The following is a 10996-nucleotide window of genomic DNA, read 5'->3' as shown; positions in this document are numbered from 1 at the left end:
GGCCGGGGGCGGGGCCTTGCTACATCCGGACCGTCGGAGCCGTAGCCAAGTGGTAAGGCAGAGGTCTGCAAAACCTCCATCCCCCGGTTCAAATCCGGGCGGCTCCTCGAGTTACTAGAGAGGGGTTTTCGAAAAACCCCTCCCCCGGCATTCGCCGGGGCCCCCACCCGAAACGGCCCGGAGCCTGCGATCGCGGGGCGGGTGGTGGGCGCATCCGGAGCGTTCATCGCGGGGCGGGTGGTGGGCGCATCCGGAGGGTCCCTCGCGGATCGGTCGGCGAGCGAGCGGGCGGCTCGGTGCGTGGGGTGCTCGACGGGCGGGCGCGGCGTGAGTAGCCTCGCGCGGTGGCCAAGCTCTACTTTCGCTACGGCACGATGGACAGCGCCAAGACGCTGAACCTGCTGGCCGTGGCCCACAACTACCGCAAGCAGGGCAAGCGCGTCTTGCTCGTGAAGCCGCGCATCGACACGCGCTTCGGGGGCACGACGATCGCGTCGCGCTCGGGCCTGTCGGCCGAGGCCGATCTGGTGATCGACGACACGACGCCGCTCGATCCCGCGCAGTTCGCTGGATACCACTGCGTGCTGGTCGACGAGGCCCAGTTCCTGACGCCGGCGGCGGTCGAGGCGCTGCGGCGCGCGACGGTCGACCCGGGCGTGCCGGTGATCTGCTACGGCCTGCGCACCGACTTCCGCACCAGGCTGTTCCCCGGCGCGCAGCGCTTGATGGAGCTGGCCGACCGCATCGAGGAGGTCAAGGTCACCTGCCAGTACTGCAACGGCAAGGCGATCTGCAACCTGCGCCTGGCCGACGGCAAGGCGGCGATCGACGGACCGACGGTGCAGCTCGGCGACACCGAGTACCACCCGGTGTGCTGGCGGCACTACGACGACGCGGTGCGCGCGGCCACGACGAGCTGACGACGGACGAGCGGACGAGCCGACGGGCCGACGAGCCGACGAGCCGACGAGCCGACGAGCCGACGAGCCGACGAGCCGACGAGCCGACGAGCCGACGAGCCGACGGACCTGGCGATCAGATCGCCGACGGCCTGGCGATCAGCGCGGCGCGCCGAGGAGCACGTTGTCGACCCGGGTGACGCGGGGCCGCGGCGTCGGCGTGGGTGCGGGCGTCGTCTCGACGCGCTCAGCGCGGTGGCACCGGCGCGCGGACTCGCGCTGGGCCGGGACCAACCACAGCGCGTCGACCATGCCGCCGGCGATGACCACCAGCGCCAGGCTCCACTTGAGCCAGCCGTGCGCGGGGGACGGGTGGCGGATCTCGCAGCGCAGCGTTGGCAACTCGGGCGTCATCAGCGGCCTCGGGGAGCAGAGGGTGACGTCGACGGCGACACCGCCATCGTAACGCGACCGACCTGGTCTTGCCAGCGCTCCTGGAGCACCGCCGGGGCCGCTCGGAGCGCCTACATCGCGCTCGCCGCGTGGCCGCCCGCGGACCTCAGCACAGCGGCTTGTCGGGCGGGCACTTGCCGTGGAAGCCGGCGCGTCGAGCCGCGGCCTCGCGCTCGAGGCGGAGCCGCTCGGCCCGCAGCTCCGCCGCAGCGCGCGCGTCGAGCGCGCTCCGCTGGGCGGCGGTGTTGGCCGAGTTGATCTGCTGCTCGAGGTCGTCGATCTGCGTGCCCAGGGTCGCCAGGTCGCCCGAGATCTGCGCGAGCTCGGCCTTGGCCACGGCGGACTCGCGCACGGCCCGCGCGCGATCTGCGTCGGCCTGGTCGCGCGCCTGGTTGAGCGCCACGAGGTGCTGCTCGGCGCTGTCCCGGGCCCGCTGGCTGTCGACCGCGAGGTAGACCGCGGCGCCGAGCACCGCCACGGCCAGGCCCGCGGCCACCGACAGCCACACCGGCCGGCGCGACGCGGCGATCGTCCGACGCGCCTCCAGCTCGATCGTCAGCTGCTCCGACGCCAGCCGCGCCTCCTGGTCCGCGCGCGCGCGCGCCTCGGCCTCGCGCACCCGCAGCTCCTCCTCGCGCAGCCGCAGCGCCAGGGTCTCGCGGGCGTGCCGCTCGATCTCTTCCTCGATCCGCGCCCGCTCCGCCGCCTCCGCCCGCAGGCGCGCCGCCTCGTGCGCGCGCTCGCGCTCGCGCTCGGCCGCCCGCGCGCGCGCTGCCTCGACCTCATCCTCGACCCGGCGGGCCTCGATCGAGCGAAGCTCCTTCAGCGAGAACAGGACCGAGTTTTCGCGCGCGCTGCCTTGCATGATCGCGAGACACGACCACCTCCGATCGGTTGCAGCGCACGATCCGCACCCCAGGAACCGGATCCGGCGCCGGGCGCCGAAGCCGAAGCCGGCGCCGGCGCCGGCGCCGAAGCCGAAGCCGAAGCCGAAGCCGAAGCCGAAGCCGAAGCCGAAACCGAAGCCGAAGCCGAAGCCGAAGCCGAAGCCGCGAAGCCGAAGCCGAAGCCGAAGCCGAAGCCGAAGCCTTCCCACGCGCCGCCGCCACCGTCCGCTGAACGTCCCGGGGCCGCGTGGTCACACGTTTCGGGAGGGGGGCCCATTTCGCGGAGCGAAATGGGGGAAGGGTCTTTCCCTCGCGCCGCCGCCACCGTCCGCTGAACGTCCCGGGGCCGCGTGGTCACACGTTTCGGGAGGGGGGCCCATTTCGCGGAGCGAAATGGGGGAGGGTTTTTCTGAAAAACCCTCCCATCAACACAGCGGCTGGTCAGGCGGGCACTTCGGCTTGACCTTCGCGCGGCGGCGATCGATCTCGGCCTGGACCGCAGCCTGCTGACGACGAATCTCGGCCTGGCGCGCCGCGGCCTTGTCGCGGTCGGCCTGGGAGTTGGCGGCGAGCAGATCGCGGTTCGCGTCGTCCATCTGCTTGGTGAGACCGGCCAGGGTCACGCGGAAGCCCTCGACCTCGACCTCAAGATCGCGCTGAGCCTTCTCGGCCGCCTTCTTGGCCTCCTCGGCCTTCTCCTTCTCGGCCTGCGCCGCCCGGCGATCCTGATCCGCCTTGTCCTTGGCGTTGATCTTCTGGACGGTCACGAAGATGGCGATCGCGGCGGCGACGACGGCCACGCCGACCGTGATGACGAGCCAGGTCGGGCGCTTCTTCGACGCCTCGACCCGCCGGATCTCCATCTCGTGCTGGAGGCGCGAGGCCTCGAGCTGAGCCTGGTGCTCGGCGCGGGCCCGGGCCTCGGTCTCCTGGATGCGCATCTGCTCCTCACGGAGCCGCATCTCGGTCATCTCGCGCTCATGGCGCGCGGCCTCCTCGGCGGCGCGCACCTTGGCGTCTTCCTCTTCCTTGACCCGACGCTCGGCCTCGAGCCGGGCGCGGATGCGCGCCTGCTCGACCTCGACGGCGGCGGACTCTTCTTCCTTGACCCGGCTCTCCTCGATCGTGCGCAGCTCGCGCAACGAAAACAAAACCGAGTTCTCACGCTTTTCGGGCTGGGCCATCGTGTCCTCACAAGGGCTCGGATCCGCACGACGGATCCAGGCAATGACGTCTGTGCCCCCGGGCGGAGGCTTCATGATCCTTATCACGCGCGATCGAGTCGGGCAACGGTGACCGTCGGCGTCGCGCTTGCGGGGCGTGGCGGTCGGTGCGATACCTCCGCGCTCGCCGTGGGCTTCGTCGACCTCCACAACCACTGCCTGTTCGGCCTCGATGACGGGGCCCGGGACCTCGTCACCTCGCGGGCGATGCTGTCGGCCCTGGCGGCCCTCGGGTTCACGGAGGTTTACGCGACCCCGCACCAGAAGGCCGGTCAGTTCATGCCCTCGCGGGCGGCGATCGACCAGGCGTTCGCCGCGGTGCGCGAGACCGCCGTGGGGCCCCAGCTCCACCTCGGGGCCGAGAACATGTGGGACGATGTGTTCTTCGAGCGCTCCCAGCAGGGAGCGATCCCGTCCTACGACGACGGCGACGCCTTCCTGGTCGAGCTGCGGCCGCACCTCATGCCGGTGGGCGCCGCCGATCACCTGTTTCGCTGGCGCATGGCCGGGCGGATCCCGGTCCTGGCCCATCCCGAGCGCTATGAGGCGCTGTGGGCGGACGACGCCCTGGTCGATCGCCTGCGCAAGCAGTGTGCGTTCGTGATCGATCTCGCCGCGCTGGCCGGCTACCACGGCAAGCCCCAGCAGAAGGCCGCGCGCCGCTACGTCGAGCGTGGCTGGGCGGCCGCGGTCGCCACCGACGCCCACTCGGTCGAGGACGTCCGGACCGCCGCCGAGGGCATCGGCTGGATCCAGAAGCGCCTGGGCGCCGCCGCGGTCGATCGGCTCCTCGACCACGGCCCGCGCGCGATCCTCCTGGGCGAGCTGCCCGAGTAAGTCATGAAGCTGGCGATCAACCTCCTGCTGTCGGTGCTAATGCTCGCCCTGTGCCTGTGGCTGGTCTGGCCCAACGAGCACGGCCGCGCGGCGCTGTCGGAGACCTGGACCCAGCTCGACTGGGCCGAGTTCCTCCCCACCCTGCTCGGGTTCTACGGCCTCATCGCCGTGGTCCACGTGTGCCGGTCGTGGCGGTGGAACTACCTGCTCGCGCCGCTCGGCGTGCGGATCCCGTTCGGGCGCATGCTGGCGGTGTCGTCGGCGGGGTTCGCGGCGATCCTGCTCTTGCCGGCGCGGCTCGGCGAGTTCGTGCGGCCGGCGCTGATCCGCAAGAAGGGTGAGGTGTCCGCCTCGGCGGCGCTCGGCACCGTCTTCGTCGAGCGCGTCGGCGACGGCGTCGTCGTGTCGCTGATGGTCGTCGGCTGCTTCTTCGCGCTGCACGGCCCCAGCTCGCCCGGGTGGATGATGCCGACGGCGTACCTGGCGCTGGCGGGCTTCACGACGGTGATGCTGTTCCTGGTGTTCGCCATGTGGCGCCCGGCGGCGACCGTGCAGTTCGCGCTGAAGCTGACGCTGTTGCCGCGGTTCGCGCCGCGCGCGGCCGAGGTCATCGAGCAGAAGCTCCTCGAGCTGATCCGCGGCTTCGCCGTGCTCAAGGACCGGCACAACCTGGCGCGGTTCGCGGCGTGGAGCGTGGTCTACTGGGTCGCCAACGGCTTCGCGACCTGGATCCTGGCCCGCGGCCTGGGCCTGCCGCTGTCGCTGACCGGCGCGTTCGCGACGATGGGCCTGGTCGCGGTCGGCATCAGCCTGCCGAACTCGCCCGGGCTGGTCGGGCAGTTCCAGTGGTTGACGATGCTGGGCGTGTCGCTCGATCTCGGCAGCGGCGTGCTCGAGGGGACCTCGCCCTTGTATGGCCGGTTGCTGACCTACGCCATCTTCATCCACGGCCTGCAGGTGGTCTGGTACGTCGGCGCCGGCCTGGCCGCGATCGCGAGCCCGTACGTCTCGCTCGGCGATGTGTGGCGCGCGCGAAAACTGGCCCCCGAGGCGATCGGGAGCGACGATCCCGCATCGTGATTCGCCTCGCCTCGCTCGTGGCTGCGGTGGCGCTGGCGGCCGCGCCGGCCCCGGCCGCCGCCCGCACCCAGACCACCGTCGGCTACGCCGCGGACCGCGTGTTCGCCGCGACCGTGCGCTTCCTCCGGATCGACCTCGACGCCAAGATCCTCGACAAGGACGCGGCCGCCGGCTACGTGGTGTTCGAGTACGTCGACGACGGCAAGCCGTTCCGGGCGTCGTTCGAGGTCGTCACCACCGAGCGCGACGGCAAGCCCACGGTCGCCATCGTCCTCGACATCAGCGACCGGCCCGCCTACCTCGAGGCGATCCTGATCGACCGCCTGCGCGCCAAGCTCCGCGCCGACCTGGGTGACGAGCCGCGTCCGGCGCCCGCCCCCGCCCCCGCGCCGGCCCCGAAGCCGGCGCCGCCGACCGGCGCGGGCTGACCGATCCGCCGCGGCCGCTCGCTCGTACGCTGGGCGGTCCCACATGAAGTCTGTCCCCGCGCCCGAGCCCCGGCGATGACGGTCGACCCCGGTCGGCTCGCGCTGTGCGCGCTCGACCTCGCGGAGCCGGACGACGCGACCGACCGCGAGGAGGTCGCGGGGCTGCGCGCGGCCGCCTGCGCGCTGGCGCTCGCCCTGCCCGACCAGCCCCCGCCAGCGCACGTCCGCGCGCGGCTGCTGGGCAGCGTCGCCGCCGGGCCCCTGGCGGGCTTCGTCGCCCGGGTCGCGGCGCTGTACGACCTGACGCTCGAGCGGGCCGGCGAGATCCTCGGCTGGGTCGACGAGCCGAGCCAGTGGCACGCGCCGATGCCGGGCATGCAGTTCGCGATCTTCAAGGGCGGGCCCCGCCACGCCACCGCCGACTGCGGCCTGCTGCGGATCGCCCCGGGCGCGACGTTCCCGTGGCACGCGCACCTGAGCGAGGAGCACTCGCTGTTCCTGAGCGGGTCCGGGCGCGACCACGCCGGCCACGTCTACGTCCCCGGCGACACGCTGGTCTTGCCGGCCGGCTCGGCCCACGACTTCGTGACCATCAGCGCCACCGAGCTGGTCATCGCGGTGCGCCACGCCGGCGTCGACTTCGCGGCCCGGCGGCCGCCCGCGTGACCAGCGCCGCGTAGTATCGTCGCGGCGATGCCGACCTCGGTCGATCTGCGCTCCGATACTGTCACCCGGCCGACCGCGGCGATGCGCCAGGCGATGGCCACGGCCGAGGTCGGCGATGACGTCTACGGCGAGGACCCGACGGTCCTGCGGCTCGAGGAGACCGTCGCCGAGCTGCTCGGCACCGAGGCGGCGCTGTTCGTCCCGAGCGGCACGATGGCCAACCAGATCGCGCTGGCCGCGCAGGTGCGGCCCGGCGACGAGGTCATCGTCGGTCAGGACGCGCACTGCTGGCGGTTCGAGTCGGGCGCGCTCGCGGCCCTCGCGGGCGCGCAGACCGCGATGATCGCCGGCGACGGGCGCTTCACCGGCGCCGAGGTCCGGGCCGCGTACAAGCCCGGCATCTACTACCTGGCGCCGTCGCGCGTCGTCGCCGTCGAGAACACCCACAACATGGGCGGCGGCATCGTCTGGCCCCGGGCGCAGATCGACGACGTGCTGGCCGCGGCCCGGGCGCTGGGCCTGGCGGCGCACCTCGACGGCGCCCGCATCTGGAACGCGGCGATCGCGACCGGCGGCCGGTGCGCGCGCTGACCGCCGGGTTCGACAGCGTCAGCGTGTGCCTGTCGAAAGGGCTCGGCGCGCCGGTCGGCTCGGTGGTCGGCGCCAGCCGCGAGCTGATCGGCCGCGCGCATCGCCTGCGCAAGATGTACGGCGGCGGCATGCGCCAGGTCGGCATCCTGGCCGCGGCCGGGCTGCACGCGCTGGCCCACCACCGCGAGCGGCTCGCCGACGACCACGCCCACGCGCGCCTGCTGGCCGAGCGCCTCGCCGACGTGCCGGGCTTCGGCATCGACCTGGCGCGGGTCGAGACCAACATCGTCGTGATCGAGGTGCGGCCGCCGCTCGACACCGCGGCGCTGGTGGCCGCGTGCGCCGACGAGGGCGTGCGCATCTCGACGATCGCGCCGGGCCGGCTGCGCCTGGTCACGCACCTCGACGTCGATCGGGCCGGCTGCGAGCGGGCCGCGACGGTGCTGGCGGCGGCCGCGCGGGCGCGATGATCCGAGCGGTCGCGGCGCTCGCGCTCGCGGTGGCGACCGGCGCGTGCTCGGCGCCCCCGATCCCGGCCGACCTCGCGCGCGGCTACGAGCGCGAGCGGGCCGGCGACGTCGACGGAGCCCTCGCCGCCTACGCGGCCGCGGCCGCGCGCTGCGAGCGCGCGCCCAGCCGCCAGCCCACCGACGCCGACTGCGGCCGGGCGCTCCTGGCCCACGCGAGCCTGCTGGCCGAGCACGGTCAGCGCGACCGCGCGATCGCGGAGTACATCGCCGTGGCCGACCGGGCCCACGGCGATCCCCGGCCCGCGGCGGAGGGCCTGTTCCGGGCGGGTCGCCTGGCCTACGACGCCGCGCGCCCGGCCGAGGCCGCGGGCTACCTGTGGGCCGTGGTCGAGCGCTACCCCGACGAGGCCTTCGCCGGCGACGCGGTCGGGTACCTGGTGCGCCGGGCCCAGGACGACGCACCGCGGGCGCTGTGGGACCGGCTGCGCGTGACCTACGAGGCGCTGGTCGACACCGACGTGGCCGACAACCTGCTGTGGGCGATGGCCGGCCTCGCCGCGGACCAGCTCGGCGATCCGGCGACGGCGATCGCGCTCTACGATCGGCTCCCGATCGATCACCCCACCAGCGGGCTGCGCGACGACGCGCGCTGGCGCGCCGCCAGCCTGGCCCGCGCCGCCGGCGATCCGGCCGGGGCCGTGGCCCGCCTGCGCGCGCTGGTCGCGACCCGCGAGGTCGCGTTCGGCGCTGGCTCGTACTTCTCGGTCTGGCTCGACGACGCCCAGCTGCTGCTGGCCCGGGTGCTGCGCGACGACCTGCACGACGTCGCCGGCGCGGCGGCGGCGTTCGCGCGGCTGCCGCGCGACTACCCAAGGTCGATCCTGGTCGACGACGCGCTGGCCGACCTGGCCGCGCTGGAGGAGGCGCGCGGCCGCACCGACGCCGCCTGCGCCGCGGCGGCCCGCCTGCTCGCCGCCGACGCCGAGTCGCGGTTCGCGCCCGACGCCCGCGCCCGCCAGGCCCGGCTCGGCTGTCCCGAGGCCCGCCGGTGATCGAGCTCGAGGACGTCGGCGTGGTCCTCGGCGGCGCGACCTTGCTCGACGGCGTGACGCTGGCGGTGCCGGCCGGCGCCCGGCTCGGGGTGATCGGCCCGGCCGCCGCCGGCAAGAGCCTGCTGGTCAAGGTCATCGCCGGCCTGATCCCGCCGAGCCGCGGCCGGCTGCGCATCGACGGCACCGACGTGACCGGCTGGTCCGAGGAGCGGCTGGCGCCGGTGCGCGCGCGCATCGGCATGCTGTTCCAGAACTACGCCCTCTACGACTTCCTGACCGTCGCCGGCAACGTCGGCTTCCCGCTGGCGCAGCGGGGCGAGCCCGAGGCCGCGATCGCGCCGCGGGTGCGCGACCGCCTGCGGGCGGTCGGGCTGGCCGGCAGCGAGGACAAGGAGCCGGCCCAGCTCTCGGGCGGCATGAAGAAGCGGGTCGGCATCGCGCGCGCGACGATCGCCGCGCCCGAGCTGGTGCTGTACGACGAGCCCACCGCCGGGCTCGATCCGGTGACGACGTCGAAGGTCTACGACCTGCTCCGGGCCGACCACGACGCCAGCGGCGCGACCGCGATCGCGGTGTCGTCGGACGTCGTCGGTCTGTGCACGTTCGTCGAGTCGGTGGTGTTCGTGCTCGCCGGGCGGATCACCTACCAGGGCCCGGCCGCGGACCTCGCCGACGCGCCCGATCCGGTGGTGCGCCAGTTCGTCCGCGGCGCGCTCGACGGGCCGCTCTGACCTCGGGGCGGGCGCGGCCGGGCCCGGTTCCGGGCTACATTGCCGCGGTGCTCGGCGAGCGCACCATCTCGACCCTGGGCGCGCGCGCCATCGCGATCGCGCGCGAGGTCGGCGGCATCACGATCCTGACCGGCCAGGTGCTGCGCGCGCTCCTGCCGCCGCGGCTCGACGGCCGCGAGCTGGTCCGCAACCTCCACCGCATGGGCAACCGCTCGGTGCCGATCGTCGCGCTGACCGCGTTCTTCGCCGGCGGCCTGATGGTCGTGCAGTCGGCGCCGTTCGTGAACCGGCTGGGCGCGACCTCGCTGGCCGGCTGGGCCGCTGGCTACGCGGTGCTGCGCGAGATCGGCCCGATCCTGATCGGGCTGATGTTCTCGGGCCGGGTCGGCGCGAACAACACCGCCGAGCTCGGCACGATGACGGTGACCGAGCAGCTCGACGGGCTGCGCGCGCTGGCGATCGATCCGATCCGCTACCTGATCGTGCCGCGGGTGCTGGCGATGCTGATCATGCTGACCGCGCTGACGATCATCGGCGACCTGGTGGCGCTGGTCGGCGCCGCGGTCGTGGCCCGGCTGGTGCTCGACATCGACTGGCGCACGATGTACGCGAGCTTCGCCACCAACCTGACGCCCCACGACTTCTTCCACGGCGTCGGCAAGTCGGTCGCGTTCGGCGCGTCGATCGCCCTGAGCTCGTGCTACTTCGGCGTCACCGTCAAGGGCGGCGCGGTCGGGGTCGGCCGCGCGGTCAACGCCGCGGTGGTCGCGGCCGCGGTCTCGATCATGCTGCTCGACTTCTTCATCACCTACGCGACCGCATGAGCGCCGCCCGTCCGCCCTGGCCCGTGCGCGCGGTCGCGGCGATCGGCCGGCCGCCGGTGACCGCGGTGCGCGCGACCGTCGACCTGTGGCTGGTGCTGGTCAGCACCCTGGCCGGCGTCGTCCGCAGCTACCGGCGCGGCGGCCGGCGCCCGCGCGGCGCGGTGCTCGAGCAGATGTACGCGATCGGCAACCGGTCGCTGGTGTTCGTGGCCGTGACCCTCGGGTTCATCGGCATGGTCATGATGTACCAGGCGTGCCTGCAGTTCTCGCGGGCGATCGGCGACCTGTCCCAGGTCGGGGTCCAGTTCCTGCGGCTGGTGGTGTCGGACTTCGGCCCGACCCTGACCGCGATGATGCTCGCGACCCGGGTCGGCGCCGGCATCGCCGCCGAGATCGGGTCGATGAAGGTCACCGAGCAGCTCGACGCGCTGCGCATGTCGGGCGTGCTGCCGATCGACTACCTGCTGGTGCCGCGGTTCCTGGCGTCGATCGTGATGACCGTGGCGCTGACCTTGATCGGCTCGGCGATCATGTACGGCGCCGGCGGCCTGACCGCGTACCTGTCGTTCGGCGTCAACCCGCGCACGTTCTTCGATCCGGCGATGGTGATGCCGCGCCACCTGGTCCTGGGCCTGCTCAAGGCCGTGACCTACGGCGCCGCGATCCCGATCGTCAGCGGGTTCTGCGGGCTGCGCGCGCGCGGCTCGAGCGAGGGCGTCGGCTGGGCCACGACCGCGGCGGTGGTCGGCAGCTCGTTCGCGGTGATCACGCTCGACTTCGCGCTGTCGGTCGGCGCGCTGTGGTTCTTCGGGGGCAAGCTGTGAGCCGCGGCTACGTCGAGTTCGTCGGCGTCGC

At 73.6% G+C, this 10996-nt stretch carries 12 protein-coding genes, 1 tRNA gene and 1 pseudogene; 11 read left to right on the top strand and 3 right to left on the bottom strand.

Going from position 1 to position 10996, the window contains the following annotated elements; genetic code table 11:
- Positions 1-35 precede the first annotated feature (35 nt).
- Positions 36-107, top strand: a tRNA-Cys gene (locus IPL61_10020).
- A 237-nt stretch (positions 108-344) separates the two neighbouring features.
- Positions 345-920 carry a thymidine kinase gene (locus IPL61_10015; GenBank protein MBK9031653.1) on the top strand — a complete coding sequence of 192 codons (576 nt, stop codon included), beginning with the start codon at positions 345-347 and terminating at the stop codon, positions 918-920.
- A 138-nt stretch (positions 921-1058) separates the two neighbouring features.
- Here the strand turns inward: IPL61_10015 and IPL61_10010 are convergent, their stop codons facing one another.
- From IPL61_10010 to IPL61_10000, 3 genes are all read right to left on the bottom strand, one after another.
- On the bottom strand, positions 1059-1301 hold the full coding sequence (locus tag IPL61_10010; protein ID MBK9031652.1) for a hypothetical protein: 243 nt from the start codon (positions 1299-1301) through the stop codon (positions 1059-1061).
- Between the two features lie 157 nt (positions 1302-1458).
- A complete protein-coding gene (locus IPL61_10005) occupies positions 1459-2448 on the bottom strand; it encodes a hypothetical protein (protein MBK9031651.1) in 990 nt (329 codons plus the stop codon).
- A 216-nt stretch (positions 2449-2664) separates the two neighbouring features.
- The gene (locus IPL61_10000) at positions 2665-3498 is read right to left on the bottom strand and encodes a hypothetical protein (protein ID MBK9031650.1); all 834 of its coding nucleotides are present in this window, start codon (positions 3496-3498) and stop codon (positions 2665-2667) included.
- A gap of 93 nt (positions 3499-3591) precedes the next feature.
- Here IPL61_10000 and IPL61_09995 point away from each other — a divergent pair, with 93 nt between their 5' ends.
- From IPL61_09995 to IPL61_09955, 9 genes and pseudogenes are all read left to right on the top strand, one after another.
- Entirely contained in the window at positions 3592-4299 is a 708-nt protein-coding gene (locus IPL61_09995; protein MBK9031649.1) for a hypothetical protein, read from the top strand.
- A 3-nt stretch (positions 4300-4302) separates the two neighbouring features.
- Positions 4303-5379, top strand: coding sequence for a flippase-like domain-containing protein (locus IPL61_09990; GenBank protein MBK9031648.1), 1077 nt, complete (start codon positions 4303-4305; stop codon positions 5377-5379).
- On the top strand, positions 5376-5807 hold the full coding sequence (locus tag IPL61_09985; protein MBK9031647.1) for a hypothetical protein: 432 nt from the start codon (positions 5376-5378) through the stop codon (positions 5805-5807). The genes IPL61_09990 and IPL61_09985 overlap by 4 nt, the downstream gene beginning before the upstream one ends.
- A gap of 75 nt (positions 5808-5882) precedes the next feature.
- The gene (locus IPL61_09980; GenBank protein ID MBK9031646.1) at positions 5883-6473 is read left to right on the top strand and encodes a cupin domain-containing protein; all 591 of its coding nucleotides are present in this window, start codon (positions 5883-5885) and stop codon (positions 6471-6473) included.
- Positions 6474-6500: 27 nt separating this feature from the next.
- Positions 6501-7534 (top strand): annotated as a pseudogene (locus tag IPL61_09975) (DegT/DnrJ/EryC1/StrS family aminotransferase).
- Positions 7531-8586 (top strand): tetratricopeptide repeat protein, encoded by a 1056-nt coding sequence (locus IPL61_09970; GenBank protein ID MBK9031645.1) that lies wholly within the window; start codon positions 7531-7533, stop codon positions 8584-8586. Before IPL61_09975 ends, IPL61_09970 begins: the two are co-directional and overlap by 4 nt.
- A complete protein-coding gene (locus IPL61_09965; GenBank protein MBK9031644.1) occupies positions 8583-9317 on the top strand; it encodes an ATP-binding cassette domain-containing protein in 735 nt (244 codons plus the stop codon). The genes IPL61_09970 and IPL61_09965 overlap by 4 nt, the downstream gene beginning before the upstream one ends.
- Positions 9318-9382: 65 nt before the next feature.
- Positions 9383-10141 (top strand): ABC transporter permease, encoded by a 759-nt coding sequence (locus tag IPL61_09960; protein MBK9031643.1) that lies wholly within the window; start codon positions 9383-9385, stop codon positions 10139-10141.
- Entirely contained in the window at positions 10138-10965 is an 828-nt protein-coding gene (locus IPL61_09955; GenBank protein MBK9031642.1) for an ABC transporter permease, read from the top strand. Before IPL61_09960 ends, IPL61_09955 begins: the two co-directional genes overlap by 4 nt.
- Positions 10966-10996 lie beyond the last annotated feature (31 nt).

Source organism: Myxococcales bacterium, from assembly GCA_016717005.1.
Classification (GTDB): Bacteria; Myxococcota_A; Polyangia; order Haliangiales; family Haliangiaceae; genus UBA2376.
This window is presented reverse-complemented; position numbering and strand designations above follow the sequence as displayed.

Excerpts from the sequence above, each read along its gene's own strand:
- IPL61_09990 (MBK9031648.1), top strand. The coding sequence starts at position 4,303 with ATGAAGCTGGCGATCAACCTCCTGCTGTCGGTGCTAATGCTCGCCCTG.
- IPL61_09980 (MBK9031646.1), top strand. The coding sequence starts at position 5,883 with ATGACGGTCGACCCCGGTCGGCTCGCGCTGTGCGCGCTCGACCTCGCG.
- IPL61_09955 (MBK9031642.1), top strand. The coding sequence starts at position 10,138 with ATGAGCGCCGCCCGTCCGCCCTGGCCCGTGCGCGCGGTCGCGGCGATC.
- IPL61_09970 (MBK9031645.1), top strand. The coding sequence starts at position 7,531 with ATGATCCGAGCGGTCGCGGCGCTCGCGCTCGCGGTGGCGACCGGCGCG.
- IPL61_10000 (MBK9031650.1), bottom strand. The coding sequence starts at position 3,498 with ATGAAGCCTCCGCCCGGGGGCACAGACGTCATTGCCTGGATCCGTCGT.